General features: G+C 33.8%; 13 protein-coding genes. 1 reads left to right on the top strand and 12 read right to left on the bottom strand.

Translation table 11 applies throughout. The annotated features are described in order from the left end of the window. Positions 1–6: 6 nt before the first annotated feature. The 9 genes from RHP49_08715 to RHP49_08675 form a co-directional block, all read right to left on the bottom strand. A complete protein-coding gene (locus RHP49_08715; GenBank protein WNH14319.1) occupies positions 7–4170 on the bottom strand; it encodes a gliding motility-associated C-terminal domain-containing protein in 4164 nt (1387 codons plus the stop codon). A 227-nt stretch (positions 4171–4397) separates the two neighbouring features. Beyond that, positions 4398–6191 (bottom strand): cbb3-type cytochrome c oxidase subunit I, encoded by a 1794-nt coding sequence (locus tag RHP49_08710; protein WNH14318.1) that lies wholly within the window; start codon positions 6189–6191, stop codon positions 4398–4400. A gap of 27 nt (positions 6192–6218) precedes the next feature. Continuing rightward, positions 6219–7286 carry a cytochrome c oxidase subunit II gene (locus tag RHP49_08705; GenBank protein WNH14317.1) on the bottom strand — a complete coding sequence of 356 codons (1068 nt, stop codon included), beginning with the start codon at positions 7284–7286 and terminating at the stop codon, positions 6219–6221. A 31-nt stretch (positions 7287–7317) separates the two neighbouring features. Further along, the gene (locus RHP49_08700; GenBank protein ID WNH14316.1) at positions 7318–8700 is read right to left on the bottom strand and encodes a quinol:cytochrome C oxidoreductase; all 1383 of its coding nucleotides are present in this window, start codon (positions 8698–8700) and stop codon (positions 7318–7320) included. Between the two features lie 20 nt (positions 8701–8720). Next, a complete protein-coding gene (locus tag RHP49_08695) occupies positions 8721–9266 on the bottom strand; it encodes a cytochrome c (GenBank protein ID WNH14315.1) in 546 nt (181 codons plus the stop codon). A gap of 7 nt (positions 9267–9273) precedes the next feature. Then, the gene (locus RHP49_08690; GenBank protein ID WNH14314.1) at positions 9274–9804 is read right to left on the bottom strand and encodes a DUF3341 domain-containing protein; all 531 of its coding nucleotides are present in this window, start codon (positions 9802–9804) and stop codon (positions 9274–9276) included. A 3-nt stretch (positions 9805–9807) separates the two neighbouring features. Continuing rightward, complete coding sequence (gene nrfD / locus RHP49_08685; protein WNH14313.1) at positions 9808–11265, bottom strand: NrfD/PsrC family molybdoenzyme membrane anchor subunit; 1458 nt, start codon at positions 11263–11265, stop codon at positions 9808–9810. Between the two features lie 28 nt (positions 11266–11293). Beyond that, the gene (locus RHP49_08680) at positions 11294–14389 is read right to left on the bottom strand and encodes a TAT-variant-translocated molybdopterin oxidoreductase (GenBank protein WNH14312.1); all 3096 of its coding nucleotides are present in this window, start codon (positions 14387–14389) and stop codon (positions 11294–11296) included. Between the two features lie 34 nt (positions 14390–14423). Next, positions 14424–15719 (bottom strand): cytochrome c3 family protein, encoded by a 1296-nt coding sequence (locus RHP49_08675; GenBank protein ID WNH14311.1) that lies wholly within the window; start codon positions 15717–15719, stop codon positions 14424–14426. Between the two features lie 214 nt (positions 15720–15933). Between RHP49_08675 and RHP49_08670 the strand changes: the two genes are divergently transcribed. Then, positions 15934–16332 (top strand): SPOR domain-containing protein, encoded by a 399-nt coding sequence (locus RHP49_08670; GenBank protein ID WNH14310.1) that lies wholly within the window; start codon positions 15934–15936, stop codon positions 16330–16332. A 127-nt stretch (positions 16333–16459) separates the two neighbouring features. Here the strand turns inward: RHP49_08670 and infB are convergent, their stop codons facing one another. Genes infB through rimP form a run of 3 tightly spaced genes read right to left on the bottom strand, consistent with a single transcriptional unit; the run spans position 16460 to position 21028 of the window. Next, complete coding sequence (gene infB / locus RHP49_08665) at positions 16460–19291, bottom strand: translation initiation factor IF-2 (protein WNH14309.1); 2832 nt, start codon at positions 19289–19291, stop codon at positions 16460–16462. A 29-nt stretch (positions 19292–19320) separates the two neighbouring features. Next, complete coding sequence (gene nusA / locus RHP49_08660; protein ID WNH14308.1) at positions 19321–20553, bottom strand: transcription termination factor NusA; 1233 nt, start codon at positions 20551–20553, stop codon at positions 19321–19323. Between the two features lie 13 nt (positions 20554–20566). Next, positions 20567–21028, bottom strand: coding sequence for a ribosome assembly cofactor RimP (gene rimP, locus RHP49_08655; GenBank protein ID WNH14307.1), 462 nt, complete (start codon positions 21026–21028; stop codon positions 20567–20569). Positions 21029–21102: the final 74 nt, after the last annotated feature.

Genomic DNA, 21102 nt, shown 5'->3' with positions numbered 1-21102 from the left:
AAAAAATTATCTGCTCAAGTATAAACGTCCTTGTTCTGGTTTGTTTGTATTATCATTAAATTTGAAAATGTAATAATAAACACCTACAGGTAAGTCGCCATTTCCAATCGATCTTGATTGATTAGACTTTCCGTTGAAACGAGGTGTTGAAGCATTTCCTTTATAAACAACGTTACCATATCTATTGAAGATTTCAATTTCAAAGTTTGGATATAAAATATCTAAGTTGTTATAATCAAATGAATCATTTACACCATCATTATTTGGTGAAAAACCATCAGGTAAAACCAGTTTACCACATGATGTTATATCTGGAGTAACTTCTAATCTTACACTACTTTCACATCCTGTATTAGCATCAACTAAAACAGCATAATAAGATGTTAAATTTGAAAGTATAGTTGAACTGCCTATTATATTTCCATTCGATTCAGCGTCATACCAAACTATATTATTTGTATTTGAATCATATTCTGTAATATTTAAAGTAAGATCGCTAATGCTAGGTTGAGGATTATCGTTCAAACAATACGCCTTAGTAGCATCTACTAGTGTTGGTGTTGGTGTATTATTAATAGTTACTGTGACTTGAATATTAGTTGAAGATTCACAACCGTCACTATTAGTTTGAGTGGCATAATAATCTTCTCCGTCGACTAAATTATCAGTTGGATTTGCCGAATTAGTTAAAGCATCATCTTCATACCAATTTACAGTTCCTGTAAACCTTAAAGCACTATTTAAATCTGAAACGACTGGATTATCTACTAAACAAAACTCTGGATTTGCTTCTAAAACTACGGGTGCAGAAGTATCGCTAACAGTTACTGTTATTTGAGCCATTGAATCTGATGAGCATGGTGATGTGGCTGCCACTATATAAGTATAAATCCCTTGAGCATCAATATTAGGGTTAAATTCTCCTGTACCACTTGTTAAAGCTGGTGACCAAGTACCTCCTGTTTGAGCTGAAGTTCCTAAAAATGAGAATAAATCGGTTACGCCATCAATAACGCATATTAAAGCAGTATTATCGCTTCCCGCATTTGGAGCTTGAGTCACTGTTACATCTACTTGACTACTAAAAGTTCCACAAGCATTTGTTAATAAATATGTGTATGTTCCTGAAGCATCAACTAAAGGATCAAAAACACCTGTAGTACTCGCCATAGCAGGAGACCAAGTTCCTCCTGTTTCAGCACTTCCAATAAGTGAGAATAAATCTGTTGTTCCATTATTACTACAAACATCTAAAGTATTATTTGTTCCTGCATCTAAAGGTGCTTCGATAGTTACTATTATTGTTTCGCTATCATCTACACATGGTGACGATGCAACTACATAATAAGTAAATTGATAAGTATTAGCAGTAAATCCAGTAACATCATATGCTGTTGGATTCGCAACTACTATACCTGTATTATCTGAACCTTCATACCAGATTCCTCCTAAATCTTGAGTGCCATCTAATCCAGAATTTAAATTGATAGTACCATTATTACATGCTACAATACCTGTTGAATTTTGGTCTCCCGCATTTGGAGATTGGTATATAATAGCTGTTACTGCTGTTCTCACTGAAGATTCGCAACCCGTTGTTGCATCTGTTTGCGTTGCATAGTAGATATTACCATCAACAAGAGCATCTGTAGCTGCTAAAGGCGTTCCCCCAGTTGCAACATTGTACCATTGAATACTTGTTCCTGTGGCAACTAAATTCCCAACAGTAGCTGTATCACAAAATTCTTGAGGTGTATCTGCTGTTGGTGCTGGTGTATCGTTTATTATAATTTGAACGGTTACATCTACATCATCACAACTTCCAATAGCATCTACATTATATGTAAAATTATAGGTTCCGGCTGAAAGTCCATCAAGGGTAACCGTGTTTCCACTTAGTGCCGATGTACTATCATCATCACTCCATGTTCCTGTTTGGTCTTCATCGGTTAATAAATCGAATAAATTATAGGTTTGTCCTGTTGTTATGTCTGCTAAACAGAATTCTTCTGGTGTATTTACTGTTCCTGATTCTGGTGCTGGTGCTATTGTTACAACTACTGTTGAACTATTTGTACAACCAAACCCATTGGTAATACTATAAGTGAAATTATATAATCCAACCGCTAAACCTGTAATATCAACATCACTTCCTGTTAACAATCCTGTTGTACTATCATCATTCCATGTTCCTCCTGAATCATTTCCTGTTAATTGTCCAAATAGATCTAATGGCGAATTTGCTGTTAAATCATTTTCACAAAATAAAGCTGGTGATGGTGTTCCTGAATTTGGTTGCGGATTTATTATAATTTGAACTGTCACATCTACATCATCACAACTTCCAATAGCATCTACATTATATGTGAAATTATAGGTTCCAGCTGAAAGTCCATCAAGGGTAACCGTGTTTCCACTTAGTGCCGATGTACTATCATCATCACTCCATGTTCCTGTTTGGTCTTCATCGGTTAATAAATCGAATAAATTATAGGTTTGTCCTGTTGTTATGTCTGCTAAACAGAATTCTTCTGGTGTATTTACTGTTCCTGATTCTGGTGCTGGTGCTATTGTTACAACTACTGTTGAACTATTTGTACAACCAAACCCATTGGTAATACTATAAGTGAAATTATATAATCCAACCGCTAAACCTGTAATATCAACATCACTTCCTGTTAACAATCCTGTTGTACTATCATCATTCCATGTTCCTCCTGAATCATTTCCTGTTAATTGTCCAAATAGATCTAATGGCGAATTTGCTGTTAAATCATTTTCACAAAATAAAGCTGGTGATGGTGTTCCTGAATTTGGTTGCGGATTTATTATAATTTGAACTGTCACATCTACATCGTCACAGCTTCCAATAGCATCTACATTATATGTAAAATTATAGGTTCCTTCTGAAAGTCCATCAAGGGTAACTGTGTTTCCACTAAGTGCCGATGTACTATCATCATCACTCCATGTTCCTGTTTGGTCTTCGCCCGTTAATAAATCAAATAAATTATAGGTTTGTCCTGTTGTTATCGCTTCTAAACAAAATTCTACCGGCGTATTGGCTGTTCCTGATTCTGGTGCTGGTGCTATAGTTATAGTCACTGAAGAAGTAGCATTTGGACAAATACCAGTACTAAACACTGTATAAGTATTTATATAAGTACCTACTGCTAGAGTTGCGATATTAACAGTACCTGAATCTCCGTTTGACGTTATTAAATCTCCAGACCAAGTTCCATTTAAATCTTTTGTACCTCCTAAAATATCAAATAAATTAAAATCTGCTGTTGGTATGTCATTTTCACAATATGGTAAACTTTCAGATGTTCCAGCATTTCGTGGAGTATCTATAGTTACTGTAACTGGTATTGTGTTACTCTTACATCCATTATTAGTTTGAATATAATATGTCCCATTTGTTAAAGAATTTAAAGAAGATAATGGTGCTCCACTAGGATTTCCGTTAACATCTATACTTGCATACCAATTAAAATTTAGAGAAGCTGTACCTGGATTTAAATCCCCAACTGTTGGACTTGTATCTGCACAAAATTCTTGAGTAGTTGGAGGTGTTGGATCGGAAGGAGACTCCACAACAATTGTTTCGCCGTCTTCTATTTGACTTTTATTACCAAATTCATCTACAAAAATAATATAATAGGTATAAAACCCAGATAGCAAATCGGTTGAAATTGCCAAGTCTGTTAAAGCTTGATCATTATATATTTCGACAGAACCACCAGAAGGTATATCAAACTGAAGTACTTCATCAATATACATTTGTATATCTGGATTTTCATTACTACAAAAAATACCATCTAAATTTTGATTACTTGGAGGTACTTGAAATGTTACATTAATTGATGTTCTAGAACCACAGGAACCAGAACTATCATCAACATAATAAGTGCCTTCATCAAGTAATTGTGTAGAACTAATTATAGTTCCTCCAGTAGAATCTGTATACCAAACGATTCCATTGGTACCAACTTCAGTAACATAATCGTCGCTTAAATCGGCGAAAGTATATCCTGAAGCATCTAAAATTATAGGATTTGAATTTGTTACTGTAGGACACTGTGCATTTACAGATAATAGTGTCCAAAAAAAGACAAAACAAAAAGTAGCATAATTTAATGCGTACCTAAAAAGGGATTTTGTTTTCATAGATTTGGTTAATTAGGGTTACTATTAAATAACTTTTTATGATAAAATATATCTAAAAGATTAATCAATAATCTATATTGACATAAATTACTTGCGCAATTTAACTGATTTTTTTGTATTTCATCGATTTATTTTGAATTATTTTACATTTCATCGATAAAAAAAATTATAAAAACACAAAAAACCCACCAATAAGGTGGGTTTAATTTATATAAAAATAAAAATTCTTAATGCTGAAGTTCTTCTTCTCCGTCTTTTAAAGGAATATGCTGTGGAATAAAATCTACATCATGTCCTGGTTTACTATAATCGTAAGCCCAACGATGTACATGAGGGATTTCTCCTGGCCAGTTACCATGTATATGTTCTACTGGGGTAGTCCACTCAAGAGTTGTAGACTTCCAAGGGTTTTGAGTAGCCTTCTTACCATAGAAAATACTACCAAAGAAATTGTATAAATAAACTATTTGTACAATACCTCCAATTAAAGCGAAGATAGTAATGATAACATTTACGTTCGCTAAATCATCAAATAAAGGAAAGTTACTATTGGTATAATAACGACGAGGTAAACCTGCCATTCCTATAAAGTGCATTGGAAAAAACACACCATAAGCACAAACTGCTGTTATCCAGAAATGGATATACCCCAAGTTTTTATTTAGCATTTTACCAAACATTTTTGGAAACCAGTGATAAATTCCAGCAAACATACCATACAATGCAGAGATACCCATTACTAAATGGAAGTGTGCTACAACAAAGTAAGTATCATGAACATTAATATCTAAAGCACTATCCCCAAGAATAATTCCTGTTAAACCTCCAGTTATAAATGTTGATACAAAACCAATAGAGAATAACATGGCAGGATTCATTTGCAAATTACCTTTCCATAATGTAGTTATCCAGTTAAAAGCTTTTACTGCTGAAGGAATTGCTATTAATAAGGTTGTAAATGTAAATACAGAACCTAAGAAAGGATTCATACCAGAAACAAACATATGATGTCCCCAAACTATAGTTGATAAGAATGCAATTGCTAAAATAGATGCTATCATAGCACGGTAACCAAAAATAGGTTTACGTGAATTTGATGCCATAATCTCGGAAACTAATCCCATGGCTGGTAATATTACAATATACACCTCTGGGTGTCCTAAGAACCAAAATAAATGTTCGAATAACACAGGTGAACCACCTTGGTAATGTAAGACTTCACCTTGAATAAATATATCTGATAAAAAGAATGACGTCCCAAAGCTTCTGTCCATTATTAATAATAATGCTGCAGATAATAGTACAGGGAATGATATTACACCTATTACTGCAGTAATAAAAAATGCCCAAATAGTTAATGGAAGTCTTGTCATAGACATACCTTTTGTACGTAAATTAATTACGGTAACAATATAATTAAGAGATCCCATTAAAGATGAAGCAATAAATATAGCCATAGCAACTAACCACAATGTCATACCCATACCAGAACCACCTTGCGCCATTGGTAAAGCACTTAATGGTGGATAAATAGTCCAACCTGCTGCTGCTGGTCCCGCTTCAACAAATAACGATATAACCATGATTACACTCGATAAAAAGAATAACCAATATGATATCATATTCAGAAATCCTGATGCCATATCACGAGCTCCAATTTGTAATGGAATTAATAAATTACTAAACGTACCACTTAAACCTGCAGTTAATACAAAAAATACCATGATGGTACCATGAATAGTAACCAATGCCAAATAAATATCGGCATCCATAACACCATCTGGTGCCCATTTACCTAATAAGGCTTCAAATAACACATTAGGTTCTTCTGGCCATGCAATTTGCATACGAAACATCATAGACATTAAAACACCTATAACTCCCATTATCGTACCTGTTATTAAGTACTGTTTGGCAATCATTTTATGGTCTTGACTAAAAATATATTTAGTCACAAACGTTTCTTTATGATGATGTCCGTGGTCGTCGTCGTGAGCGTGAGTATCTGCGTGTGCTGACATAATCTTATATCGTGTTTATCTTTTAAATTAGTTAATTAGAGAGTTCTTGAATTCTTTTTGCTCTTTAATCCAAGCATCATATTCCTCTTGAGTTTCTACAACAATTTTCATTTGCATGTTATAATGAGATTTTCCACAAATCTTATTACATAATAGTAAATAATCAAACTCATAACGCTCTAAGGCTTCTTCTCCTTTAGCAACTAATGGTTCACTATTTTTAACTCTAATTTTATTAATTCTGTTTACTTTCTCTTGCATTTGTGGTGTTTCACGCATTTGAGCAGTCGTAACTGTTGGTGTGAAACCAAATTGTGTAATCATTCCAGGAACACAGTTCATTTGAGCTCTAAAATGAGGCATATAAGCTGAATGCAAAACATCTTGAGATCGCATTTTAAATAACACAGGCTTACCTACTGGTAAATGCAATTCTGTTGTTATAATATCATCTTGTGCATTTGGGTCTGCTTCATCTAAACCTAAAATATTAGCACGGTCAATATCAATTAAACGCACATTAGCTTTACCTAAACTATTATCTGCTCCAGCATATCTTGCTTTCCAGTTAAACTGTTGTGCATATAATTCTACCACTAATGGATCATCACTCTCATCAACACCCATAATGTTAATCCAAGTACTTAATCCATAAATAATTAAACCTGCTAAAACGATTACTGGAATAATTGTCCAGATAGCCTCCAGTTTATTATTATCGGCAAAGAACAACGCTTTTTTACCTTTTTCACCTTTATATTTAAAAGCAAAATAGTGTAATAAAAACTGCGTAATAGTCTGTACTATAAAAATAATTATCATAGAGATAACCATCAAATTGTCAATAGTTGGACCGTGCGCGGATGCCGAATTGGATAATAAAGGCAAATCGCCCCATTTAACAAAACATACAATGGTAATGATATAAATGAACGCTAAAAAGCCCATCATTAAATACCCATTCATGGTATTATCTTTGTCACTAGCAACTTGAGAATTTTCGTTTTTAGCTTGAGCCAAATCAAAAATCTTTACCATTTGCCAAATGGCAACTAAAATAAATACTAAAACTATAATTGTTAATAAAGCAGTCATTGGTATCGTTCGTCTTTATTTAATATCTTGATTAATAATGAAATTCTTCACTTTCTTTTCTAAAAGGATATCCTTTTACAAGTAGTGGTGCTTTTGTTAATGCCGTAAACACTACAAATATGAATAATCCTGCAAATAATAGTACTGAACTTATTTCAGGAATACCTATAAACCATTGATCTCCCACGGTTGAAGGCATAATCATATTGAAAATATCTATATAATGTCCAAATAATATAACTAAACCTGCCATAACTACAAACCATGGAATACGTTTGTAATCAGCATTCATTAACATTAATATTGGGAATACAAAGTTCATAACCACCATACCTAAGAATGGTAATTTATAATCTTGAAAACGCGTTACAAAATAAGTTACCTCTTCTGGAATATTTGAGTACCAAATTAGCATAAATTGCGAGAACCATAAGTAGGTCCAGAATATACTAAAAGCGAACATAAACTTAGCGACATCATGTAAATGATTTTCATTTACAAATTCTATAACACCTTTAGATTTTAAGTATATTGTTATTAATGCAATTACTGTTATTCCACTTACAAACATACTAGCAAATACATACCATCCAAATAATGTAGAAAACCAGTGTGGATCTACACTCATAATCCAATCCCAAGACATCATAGATTCTGTATAAATAAAGAATACTAAAAATGCTGCTGATATACGAAAAGACTTTTTGAAATTACTTTTATCTTCTGCAGTATCTTGTGCAATTGAAAATTTACGTGAAAAATGACGGTATAAACTCCAACCTGAAATAAAAATTAAACCTCTAACTGCAAACCATCCTACATTTAACCAATCTGATTTGCCATCAATTAATTTATCATAATGTTCACTTTCCGGATTAGTTACTTCAGGATTCATCCACATGAATATATTATCATGACCAATATAATGAGAACCTAAAGCTATAGCTAACACAATAAGTGCTCCTGGTAAAAGATAAGATGTAATCCCTTCCATAATTCTAAATAATACTGGAGACCATCCAGCTTGTGATGCAATTTGAATAGCATAAAATGCTAAAACTCCCAAAGCAATCATCATAAAGAAAAAAGCTGCAACATATAATGCAGACCAAGGTCTGTTTGCTATTTGATGTTGAACATGCTCAACATGTTTTGTATGCTCATCTACAGCAGAATGACCTGCATCAGCATGAGCTTCTTCTCCATGAGCATTAGTTGTTTCGTGGGTATCATGACTTGGAGCAGCATGTGTAGCTTCCTCTGCATGACCTCCTCCATGGTGTTCTCCTGCAAGTAAGGTTTCAACCTCTTCAAAAGACTTATGAGATGTCAAAAAACCATATCCAACACCTATGACTCCTAATATCATTAAGATGAAAGAAAATGTCTTTAATTTATTCGAAAATGTGTACATATCTATATAATCTTATCTTCTTACTTTACTAAATCAGCTCTTAATTTCACCACGTATGAAACTACTTGCCAACGTTCTTCTTCGTTCAATTGGTTAGCATAACTACCCATGGCATTTTTACCGTAATAAATAGTATGATAAATACTTCCCTCAGTAATTTCTCTGTCTGCATAATTTGGTATACCAAGAATTTTTTCTCGCTTAACTAAATTACCTTGACCTTTTCCTTTATTACCGTGGCAAATACCACAATATATATCATATAACTCTTTACCTCTTGCTAAATCTACTTGTGTAGAATCTAACGAACTTGTTAAAGTAGCCTTAGCTAATTCATAACCTTCAGTAGAATTTTCTATTTCAAAAGGCACAAATCCTCTTGGTATAGAACCCTGTGCAGGTATTTGCGCTTCAACTCCATTTTGAAATGCAGCTTCTCCATAAGTTTCGTAACCAGCAGATTCATACATGTTAGGCATGAATTGATAGTTTGGAGCTGTATCCTTTTTACAAGATACTGCAACGAAAATAACTGCTAATACTAATATTTTAATTAAGCTCTTCATCTTTATCTTAATGCGCTTTATCAATTAAATTAATCTCAACTGCTCCAGTCTCCTTAAGCAAACCTTCTAATTCATCTTCATTTCCGTTAACAGCGATTTCCATTAAAAAATGATCATCTGTAGTTCTTGGGTCAGGATTTTCAGCATTCTTAAAAGGCCACATTCTACTACGTAAGTAAAATGTAATTACCATTAAATGCGCTGAAAAAAACACGGTTAACTCAAACATAATAGGTACAAATGCTGGCATGTTTTCTATATAACTAAAGCTTGGTTTTCCTCCAATATTTTGAGGCCAATCTTCAATCATAATAAAATTCATCATTACAATTGCAACGGTTAAACCAACCAATCCGTATATAAATGCTGTTATAGCAATACGCGTAGGCGCTAAACCCATAGCTTTGTCTAGTCCGTGAACCGGAAATGGTGTATATATTTCTTCAATGTGATATCGTTCTGCCTTAACTTTTTTAACAGCAGACATTAAAATATCATCATCGGTATAAATAGCGTGAATTACTTTTGAAGCTTCCATATGCTACTTTTCGTTTTTTGTTTCTTTATTAATTGTTTTAGAAGTTCTTGGATCTGATCCAGTACCTACTAAACTATCTCCTCTTTCTCTAATGTTTTTATAACGCTCACCTGACGATTTCAAAATAGTTTTAACTTCAGCTTGTGCAATTACTGGGAAGGTTCTAGAGTATAATAAGAATAATACAAAGAAGAAACCTATTGTTCCAATAAAAATTCCAATATCTACAAATGTTGGTGAGAACATCGTCCATGATGAAGGTAAGTAATCTCTGTGTAACGACGTTACAATAATTACAAAACGCTCAAACCACATCCCAACGTTTACAACAATTGATATAAAGAACGAGAACATAATACTTGTTCTAAGTTTCTTAAACCACATAAATTGTGGAGAGAAAACGTTACAAGACATCATCATCCAATATGCCCAAGCATAAGGTCCTGTTGCTCTGTTTAAGAAAGCATATTGTTCGTATTCTACACCAGAATACCACGCAATAAATAACTCAGTAATATATGCCACACCTACTATAGAACCTGTAATCATAATTACGATGTTCATTAATTCAATGTGTTGTACAGTAATATAATCTTCTAGGTTACATACTTTTCTCATAATAATAAGAAGCGTATTTACCATAGCGAATCCTGAGAATACCGCACCAGCCACAAAGTATGGTGGAAATATTGTTGTATGCCAACCAGGAATTACCGAAGTAGCGAAATCGAATGATACGATAGTATGTACAGAAAGTACTAAAGGTGTTGCTAAACCAGCAAGTACCAAAGATACTTCTTCAAAACGTTGCCAATCTTTAGCACGTCCCGACCATCCAAAACTTAATAAAGCATATATTTTCTTTTGAAAAGGTTTGATTGCTCTATCTCTTAACATGGCAAAATCTGGAAGTAACCCTGTCCACCAGAATACTAACGATACCGATAAATATGTAGAAATTGCAAATACATCCCAAAGTAATGGCGAATTAAAGTTTACCCATAATGAACCAAATTGATTCGGAATTGGTAAAACCCAGTATCCTAACCATGGACGACCCATGTGAATAATTGGAAATAAACCTGCTTGAACAACAGAGAAAATGGTCATAGCCTCCGCCGAACGGTTAATTGCCATTCTCCATTTTTGACGGAATAATAAAAGTACAGCCGAAATCAAAGTTCCTGCGTGACCAATACCTACCCACCAAACAAAGTTAGTAATATCCCAAGCCCAACCTACGGTCTTGTTTAATCCCCAAGTTCCAATACCTGTAGATATCGTATATAAAATACATCCAATACCCCAAAGGAAAGCTACAAGTGCAATAGAAAAAACTATCCACCACTGTTTATTTGCTTTTCCTTCTACTGGTTTAGCCACATCCACAGTAACATCGTGGTATGATTTTTCCCCAGTAACTAAGGGTCTTCTAATAGGTGCTTCGTAATGAGACGCCATAATTATATAATTGATTCTTTAATTAAATTTATGCTTCAGTTGTATTTCTCACTTTTGTATGATACTGCACATTAGGCTTTGTACCTACACTTTCTAATAAGTGATACATACGATCATCTTCTAAAAGTTTTGCAACTTTACTTTCTTTATCGTTGATATCTCCAAATACCATTGCTCCGTTGCTACAAGCTGCAGAACATGCTGTTTGGAATTCTCCATCTTTAATTTCACGTCCGTCACGTTTTGCATCTAAAATTGTTTTTTGTGTTTTTTGAATACACATAGAACATTTTTCCATAACACCACGAGAACGTACTACAACATCTGGATTTAATACCATACGTCCTAAATCATCATTCATATGATAATCGAACTCATCATTACCATTGTATAGGAACCAGTTGAAACGACGTACTTTATAAGGACAGTTGTTTGCACAATATCTAGTACCAACACAACGGTTATAAGCCATATGATTTTGACCTTGACGACCATGTGATGTTGCTGCCACAGGACAAACAGTTTCACAAGGTGCATGGTTACAATGTTGACACATTACTGGTTGGAAAGCTACTTGAGGATTCTCAGTTGGATTTTCTAACTCACCAAACCCTCCTAAAGAGCCTTGATCACCAAATAATCCAGAAAACTCTTCTTTCTTAGTGTCGTCTTCTGCAAATGTTTCTTCAGATGAATAATATCTATCAATACGTAACCAGTGCATATCACGGCTACGACGTACTTCTTCTTTGCCTACAACTGGCACATTGTTTTCAGCATGACAAGCTATCACACAAGCTCCACATCCAGTACACGCATTTAAATCGATTGATAAGTTAAAGTGATGCCCAATTGAACGATCAAATTCATCCCATAAATCAACCTCTGGAGATGTAACTGGTGTTTCTTTATGATTTAAAGAAACTGTTGGAACTTTATTCCAAACATCTCTATCTGAAGTATTAAATATCTCTAAAGTTGTTTCTTTAATAATATCTCCACGACCCATTAAAGTATTATGCAACTGTACTGAAGCAAATTCATGCTCGCCAGCAGCAGCTTCAATAGTAACGTTTTGTACACTATTAAAACCTTGATATAATGCATAGGCATTAACACCTGTTTGCATTTCTTCTTTTAAACCTAAAGTTTTCCCGTAACCTAATGCTAATCCAACAGAACCTTTTGCTTGTCCTGGTTGAATCATTACTGGTGCAGTAATAGTTGTACCATTTACAGTTACATTAGCATAACTTCCATTTAAAGCTCCAGTAGCAACATGTTTATTAATTAAACCTATTGCATCAGCATCTGCTTTAGAAATCGTTAGGTAATTATCCCAAGATGTTCTTGTAATTGGATCTGGAAATTCTTGTAACCATGGGTTATTGGCTTGTTGCCCATCTCCCATACCTACTTTGGTATATAATGTTAACTCTAGTCCTTCAGATTTTGCTGAAGTTGCTAAAGCACTTACAGCATTACTAGAAGGCGTTTCAGTTGCTTCTGAATTTGCACCTTCAATTTGAGCATCAATTTCCCCAACATATATACCATCATGCAATGCTTGATTGAAAGAACTTCCACCTAAAATAGTAGTTCCCCAAGCGTCTTTAATATAATCGTGATAAGAAACATCGTTTCCTGTCCATTTTAATAAAGCCTCTTGAAATTGTCTTGTATCAAATAAAGGACGAATAGTTGGCTGTGTTAGCGCATAATGTCCTTTCTTTATTTCAACATCACCCCAAGATTCTAAATAATGTGGTGCTGCAGCTATATAATCAGTTTCTGAAGACGTTTCGTCTGCTTTCATTGAAAACGCTACAGATAATTCTGTTTTTTTCAATCCTTCAGCAAAATCTGAAGCATTTGGCAAGGTATATAATGGATTTACTCCACTCATAATAATTGCAGCAACTTTCCCAGCCTTCATATCGGCTACTAAAGAAGCAACTGCTTTATCGTTACCTTGTCTAGTTTTAATTGGAGTAGCTTTATCAAAAGCTTTACTATTTAAAGCTTCATTAATTTCTAAAGCAACGGTTTGTGCATTTACATCTTGAATTCCTGTAACTACTAAACCTTTACTTCCAGCTTTCTTTAGTTGAGTAGCTGCCTTTTTTACAGCCACATCAATATGCTCTGGTAAAGTTCCTGAAACAGAACCACCAACAACATAACTATATAATTTAGCTAAAGCTAATTTTTGTTCGCTTGGTTTTAAAGGTACACGCTTATCGGCATTTGCACCTGTTAACGACATATTCGATTCAAACTGAATATGACGAGACATTTTACCGTGATCTGGAACTCTATTTTTAGAATACCCAGAATCAAATCCGCCACCTTGCCAATCTCCTAAGAAATCTGCACCAACAGATACAATAGTCATCGCTTTAGAAAAATCGTAATTAGCTAATGCGCGTTCTCCATATTTAGCTTGGTATGCATCTAATGCAGCTGATTCTGAAACAGCATCATAAACTACATGACGAACATTACCATACTTTTCACTAAACTCAGCTATTAATTTACTCGTAGATGGACTTGCAAAAGTTTGTGTTAACAACACAATGTCTTTATTAGCTGCCGCAATACTTGTTAATTTTTCAGTTGTTTCAGCATCAAATTCACTCCAAGAAATAGCGTTTCCATCTTTTTTAGGACCTTGAACTCTTAAACTGTCATACAAGCCTAAAACAGAAGCATTTACTCTAGCATTTGCACTACCATTGGTAGCTGCCATCGTATTGTTTTCAATTTTAATTGGACGTCCTTCACGCGTTTTAACTAAAACACTAGCAAAATCAAAACCGTCTGCAATTGTAGTAGCATAATAGTTAGCGACACCAGGAATGATTTCCGTTGGTTGTACTATATAAGGAATTGATTTTTTTACAGGACCTTCACAAGCAGCTAAAGATGCTGCAGCAGTAGTAAATCCTACGTATTTTAAGAAATCGCGTCGCGTTGTAGATGAAGCTTCTAATGTATCTTTATCTCCTAAAAATTCATCAGTAGGTATTTCTGCTACAAACTCGTTTTGCTTTAGCGTCTCAACAATAGAGCTATTCTCGTTTAGCTCTTCAACACTTTTCCAGTATTTCTTGTTTGATGACATATTATATAATTGAATTACTTCTTATTAAAATTTATTAATAGTGACATTTACCACATTCTAAACCACCCATCTCTGCTTCCGTAAATTCTTTTACGCCATACTTTTTAGATAGCTCTTCATGTATTTTTTTGTAATAGTCATTATCTTTAATATTCACATTGGTTGTTCTATGACACTCAATACACCAACCCATTGTTAAAGGCGCAAATTGCTCTGCAACTTCCATGGTTTCAATAGGTCCATGACATGTTTGACATTCTACTCCAGCAACAGTTACGTGTTGTGAGTGATTAAAATAAACAAAGTCAGGTAAGTTATGAATTCTAACCCATTTAACTGGCTGAGAATCTCCTGTGTATTTTTGATCGGCATCATCCCATCCTACAGCAGCATATAATTTTTTGATTTCACCATCATAAAATTCTTTTGAATATTCAGGAGTTGTTTCTCCATTATATTCATAAATTGATTTATGACAGTTCATACACACATTTAAAGAAGGAATACCAGATGTTTTACTAACTCTTGCAGAAGAGTGACAGTATTTACAATCTATACCATTATCGCCTGCATGTATTTTATGTGAAAAATGAATAGGTTGTACTGGTTGATAACCTTGATCTATTCCTATTTGAGATAAATAACCATAAACAAAATACGCACTTGATAATAAAAAGAAGATAGCAACAACAAGCATTAAAAATTGATTTTGCACAAAAGCTTTCCAAAGTGGTGTTCTTTTTGAAGCTTCTGGTAACTCAATGTTTTGAGCAGCTGCAAAACGACGTAGTGTTTTGTTTACCAAAAACAACCCGGCGGCTAACAATAGAAATAAGATCGCTAAGGCTCCTAAAATAATTTCGTTAGAAATACCTGAAGACGCTCCTGTTGATTCAGTTGTTACTGCACCAATATTTGCTGTTTCAGCTGGCGCTTTCTTTTCTTCTGCTGTATAAGCTAGAATGTTATCTATATCCTCATTTGATAATTGTGGAAATGCAGTCATTGCTGCACCACCATACTCGTTGTAAACTTTGTTTGCGTAAGCATCGCCAGATTTAATAATACCTGAACTGTTTTTAATCCATGCGTAAACCCATTCTCTATCTAAACCTTGTTCATCAGATAAACGAGTTTCTACATTACGCAATGCAGGTCCTGTCATTTTTTTATCTAATTTATGACAAGCCGCACAATTGGCATTAAATAATGACTTTCCTTTTGCTGGGTCTCCATCTTGAGCAGAAAGAGAGGTTGTAAACGCTAATAAAATAATTAAGCCGACATGAAGAATGCTTTTACTTAATTTACGGTGAATCACCTGTTTCATATTGTTGGTTAAATTAACTTCTAAACTTTGGTATGACTTTTGTCATTTGTATTGACAAAAAAAAACTTATAAAAATCTCAGGCAAAAGTAATATTTAAAGTCGATTTGCAAAATGTTACAGAACTGTTAATTGATAATTTAGAGGGATTCTAAATAATAAAAACAACCGCAATTAAAATTATAACGTATACATTTGTACAAATATAATAAGAAAATGAAAATATTGAGTTTGAAAATTAGTGCTTTAGCTTTTTTAGGGTTTATAATACCCACAACATCTAGTTTTTCACAAGAGGGAACAGTAAATTTAAATCAAGACAAAAAAATTGAAACTTTACTAAATCTAAAAAAAGAAATAAATAAAAGTGAAAATAATTCCGATCGTTATAAGATTCAAATCTATAATGGTAATAGATCTGGCGCACAAACAGCACAAAAAGAATTTAAAGAATCTTTTACAGATTGGGCTTCAACTGACACCTATGAACCACCAAACTTTAAAATCTGGGTTGGTAACTTTAGAACACGTTTAGAAGCAGACAGGGCTTTAAAACGTATTAAAATAAAATTCCCAAGTGCTTTTATTTTTAAACCATTAAAGAAAAAAGATTAATTTTTAAAGTTGAAATTCTAATTGTAGAATTAATAATACTTTAAGTAATAAAAAAATAGCTCCATAAAAAAAGCGACCAAATTGGTCGCTTTTACTTTTTTACTTATATATAGATCTAACTAATAGATTATTTAAGTTTCTTTTTAACCTCAACTTCATGGAAAGCTTCAATAATATCGCCTTCTTTAATATCGTTGTAGTTTTTAATTTGCATACCACAATCGTAACCTTTTGTTACTTCCTTAGCATCATCTTTAAATCGTTTTAACGAAGCTAATTCACCTGTATATACAACAACACCATCTCTAATTAATCGAATTCCAGCGTTTCTAAGTATTTTACCATTGGTAACCATACAACCTGCAATACTACCTATTTTAGTTACTTTAAATATTTCTCTAATTTCAGCAGTACCTAAAATCTCTTCTTTAAGCTCTGGAGATAACATACCTTCCATCGCATCTTTAAGATCGTTGATAGCATCGTAAATAATAGAATATGTTCTAATATCAATTTCTTCTTTATCAGCAATCATTCTTGCATTTCCAACCGGACGCACATTAAATCCTACGATAATTGCATCAGATGCAGATGCTAATAAAACATCACTTTCAGTAATTGCGCCAACACCTTTATGAAGTATATTAACTTGAATTTCTTCAGTTGATAGTTTTTGGAATGAATCGGTTAAAGCTTCAACCGAACCATCAACATCACCTTTAAGGATGATATTTAACTCTTGGAAGTCTCCAAGTGCAATACGACGACCAATTTCATCAAGTGTTATATGACGTTGCGTTCTAACAGATTGCTCACGTTGTAATTGTGCACGTTTTGATGCAATTTGTTTAGCTTCACGCTCATCTTCAAATACATTGAATTTATCACCCGCTTGTGGGGCACCGTCTAAACCAAGAATAGATACTGGTGTAGATGGTCCTGCAGAAACAACATCGTTTCCACGCTCATCATGCATCGCTTTTACCTTACCACTATTTTTTCCTGCAAGTACATAATCACCAACTTTTAAAGTTCCTGCTTGTACCAAAATTGTAGATACGTAACCACGTCCTTTATCTAAGAAAGCTTCAACTACGGTTCCTACTGCTGGTTTATTTGGGTTTGCTTTTAGCTCTAATAATTCTGCTTCTAGCAATACTTTTTCTAGTAATTCTTTAACACCAGTTCCCATTTTTGCCGAAATATCATGAGATTGAATTTTCCCTCCCCAATCTTCAACCAACAGGTTCATTTGTGCTAAGCCTTCTTTAATTTTCTCAGGGTTAGCATCTGGTTTGTCAATTTTATTAATTGCAAAAACAATAGGAACTCCAGCAGCTTGTGCATGCGAAATAGCCTCTTTAGTTTGTGGCATAATATCATCATCGGCAGCAGCTACAACAATAGCAATATCTGTAACTTGAGCACCACGAGCACGCATCGCTGTAAAGGCTTCGTGACCTGGTGTATCTAAAAACGCTATTTTTTGTCCATTCTCCAACTCTACACCATAAGCACCAATGTGCTGTGTAATTCCACCAGATTCTCCAGCAATTACATTTTCTTGACGAATATAATCTAGAAGTGATGTTTTACCATGATCTACGTGTCCCATTACTGTTACAATTGGAGCACGTGATTTTAAATCTTCTGGTTTATCTTCAATTTCTTCTATAGACTCTTCAATATCGGCAGTTACAAATTCTACTTTATAACCAAACTCATCTGCTACAATAGATAATGTTTCAGCATCTAAACGCTGATTCATAGTTACCATCATACCCAAAGACATACATGCAGAAATAATTTGAGTAACCCCTACATCCATCATAGTTGCCATTTCACTTGCAGTAACAAACTCTGTTACTTTAATGATCTTACTTTCTGCAGCTTCAATTTGCTGATCGATTTCAGATTGCTCTCTATGCTGGTCTCTTTTATCTCTTCTATATTTTGCGCCTTTACCCTTGCTAGATTTACCTTGAAGTTTTTCAAGAGTTTCTCTTACTTGCTTCTTAACATCTTCTTCAGAAGGTTCTTCCTTAACGATATTACGTCTTCCTTGTCCTGGTTTACCTTTAAAACGGTCATTTCCGCCAGGTCTGTTAACTCCGCCTGGTCTATTTTGACCTCCAGGTTTACCTGGTTGATTTCCACCAACTTTACTTATACGACGACGTTTTTTCTTGTTAGCAGCTCCTGCTTCACCTGCTTTAGATTCAGGCTTTTTATCTACTGGCTTCTTCTTTGGTTTATTAAATTGAGATAAATCAATTTTATCACCTGCTATTTTTGGACCAGTAAGTTTTTGATATTGAGTTTTAACTTTTTCATCTGGAATAACAATCTCGTCATCAATTATGATTGGAGCTTCTTTAGAAGGTGCTTTTTCTTCAACTACAGGTTTTTCTTCTGCAACTGGTTTTTCTTCAGCAACTGGTTTAGAATCCTCTGCTTTAACAGTTTGCTTAACCTCTTCTTGAACAACATCTTCCTTAACAACTTCAGGAACCTCTTTTACTGTTTCAACAACTTCAGGTTTAACAATATCTTCTTTTTTAACTTCATCCTTAACCTCAGCTGGTTTAACTTCAGCTTTTTTAGCTTTTGGATTTAAATCAATTTTTCCAACTTGCTTAGGACCAGAAATTACTTTAGAGGCTTTTACAACTTCTTCTCTTCTGGCTGATGCTTTTTGTTTTTCTTCAAGTTCACGCTCGCGCTGTTCACGCAATACTTCTTTCTCTTTTAACTTAGCAACACCAACTTCTTTAGATGCTACTTTTTTGTTTGCATCTGTTTGAAATTCATCTGAAAGAACTGTATATGTTTCTTCAGAAATTTTCGTAGTAGGTCGCTTCTCAATATCAATGCCTTTAGAATCTAAAAATTCTACTGCACGATCTAAAGAGATATTAAGCTCACGTAATACTTTATTTAATCTAATTGTTTCAGCCATAAATCGCCTTTAAAATACTCAAATATATGTTATTCTTCAAATTCTTCCCTAAGAATTCTTATAACGTCTTTAATTGTTTCTTCTTCTAAATCTGTTCTTTTTACTAAATCATTAACTTCTTGCTCTAAAATACTTTTAGCAGTATCTAATCCAGCTTTACTAAACTCGTCAATAATCCATCCTTCAATTTCATCAGAGAACTCTCTTAACTCAACATCTTCCTCTGCACCTTCTCTAAATACATCTATTTCATAACCAGTAAGTTGACCCGCCAAACGAATATTATGACCGCCTCGACCAATAGCCTTACTTACCTCTTCTGGTTTTAAAATAACCTCTGCGCGTTTTGTTTCTTCATTAATTTTTATTGAAGTCACTCTTGCAGGACTTAAAGCACGTGTAATATATAATTGTAAATTATTAGTATAATTAATTACATCAATATTCTCGTTACCTAATTCACGTACAATACCGTGAATTCTAGATCCTTTCATACCTACACAAGCTCCAACAGGGTCTATTCTATCATCATAAGAATCTACCGCTACTTTAGCTTTTTCACCAGGTATTCTAACTACATTTTTTATAGTAATTAAACCATCGAAAACCTCAGGTATTTCTTGTTCAAATAATTTTTCTAAAAAAGCAGGAGAGCTTCTAGACATCATAATAGTAGGTTTTGCTCCTTTTAGCTCTACACTATCAATAACACCTCTTACATTATCTCCTTTTCTAAAGAAATCAGATGGAATTTGTCTATCTTTTGGTAACACAATCTCATTGCCTTCGTCATCTAATAAAATAACTGCTCTATGACGAATATGATGAACTTCTGCTGTATAAATCTCTCCAATTAAATCTTTAAACTGCTTATAAATTATGGTATTATCATGCTCATGAATCTTAGATATTAAATTTTGACGTAATGCTAAAATTGCACGTCTTCCAAGATCTATAAGCTTAACTTCTTCAGATACATCTTCACCAACTTCAAAATCAGGTTCAATTTTACGAGCCTCAGTTAAAGTAATTTCTTGATTTGGCTCTTCTACCTCACCATCAGCTACAACAACTCTATTTCTCCATATTTCTAAATCACCTTTATCAGGATTTACAATAATATCAAAATTATCATCATCGCCAAATTTCTTTTTTAAGGCGCTTCTAAATACATCTTCTAAAATGGCCATTAACGTTACTCTGTCAATTAGCTTATCGTCTTTGAATTCTGAAAAAGATTCAATTAACGCGATATTCTCCATAACTCTTATTGAATTAAAATTTAATCATAACTTTTGCTTCTACAATATTTTCGTAAGCGATATTCGCTTGTTTCTTTACAGTTACCTTACCTTTACCTATAGGCTTAGGCTCTCTAACTTTCCATTCTAAAATAATATTATTATCGGTTGCTTCTGTAAGAGTTCCTTCAATTTGTTCTGAAGTTGTTTTAACATTAAGCACTCTATTTAAATGTTTTTTATACTGTCTAGTATTAACCAAAGGAGCAGTTGCTCCTGCCGACATAACTTCTAGAGAAAAATCTTGCTCTTCCCTGTCTAAATTATGCTCTATTGCTCTACTAACAAACATACAATCTTCAACCAAAACACCATTATCGCCATCAATAATAACTTTTATCTGGTTATCGCCTTGAATAGAGAAATCTATTAGAAATAAATCTGAACGCTCAATTAGAGCAGTTTCAAGTAATTTTTTAACGGTATTTTTAAACATTTTTTAGTATAAAAAGAGGGGACTTTCCGTCCCCTCATTTTCTTAATTCGCCTTTCAACGGTGCAAATATATAA

It is taken from the genome of Flavobacteriaceae bacterium HL-DH10, from assembly GCA_031826515.1.
Taxonomy (GTDB): Bacteria; Bacteroidota; Bacteroidia; order Flavobacteriales; family Flavobacteriaceae; genus Thalassobellus; species Thalassobellus suaedae.
The sequence above is the reverse complement of the archived record's forward strand: the minus strand, read 5'-3'. Positions and strand labels throughout refer to the sequence as shown.

Bases quoted from the DNA above. Each gene is read 5' to 3' on its own strand.
- RHP49_08715 (WNH14319.1), bottom strand. From the start codon at position 4,170: ATGAAAACAAAATCCCTTTTTAGGTACGCATTAAATTATGCTACTTTT.
- RHP49_08710 (WNH14318.1), bottom strand. From the start codon at position 6,191: ATGTCAGCACACGCAGATACTCACGCTCACGACGACGACCACGGACAT.
- RHP49_08705 (WNH14317.1), bottom strand. From the start codon at position 7,286: ATGACTGCTTTATTAACAATTATAGTTTTAGTATTTATTTTAGTTGCC.
- RHP49_08700 (WNH14316.1), bottom strand. From the start codon at position 8,700: ATGTACACATTTTCGAATAAATTAAAGACATTTTCTTTCATCTTAATG.
- RHP49_08695 (WNH14315.1), bottom strand. From the start codon at position 9,266: ATGAAGAGCTTAATTAAAATATTAGTATTAGCAGTTATTTTCGTTGCA.
- RHP49_08690 (WNH14314.1), bottom strand. From the start codon at position 9,804: ATGGAAGCTTCAAAAGTAATTCACGCTATTTATACCGATGATGATATT.
- nrfD (WNH14313.1), bottom strand. From the start codon at position 11,265: ATGGCGTCTCATTACGAAGCACCTATTAGAAGACCCTTAGTTACTGGG.
- RHP49_08680 (WNH14312.1), bottom strand. From the start codon at position 14,389: ATGTCATCAAACAAGAAATACTGGAAAAGTGTTGAAGAGCTAAACGAG.
- RHP49_08675 (WNH14311.1), bottom strand. From the start codon at position 15,719: ATGAAACAGGTGATTCACCGTAAATTAAGTAAAAGCATTCTTCATGTC.
- RHP49_08670 (WNH14310.1), top strand. From the start codon at position 15,934: ATGAAAATATTGAGTTTGAAAATTAGTGCTTTAGCTTTTTTAGGGTTT.
- infB (WNH14309.1), bottom strand. From the start codon at position 19,291: ATGGCTGAAACAATTAGATTAAATAAAGTATTACGTGAGCTTAATATC.
- nusA (WNH14308.1), bottom strand. From the start codon at position 20,553: ATGGAGAATATCGCGTTAATTGAATCTTTTTCAGAATTCAAAGACGAT.
- rimP (WNH14307.1), bottom strand. From the start codon at position 21,028: ATGTTTAAAAATACCGTTAAAAAATTACTTGAAACTGCTCTAATTGAG.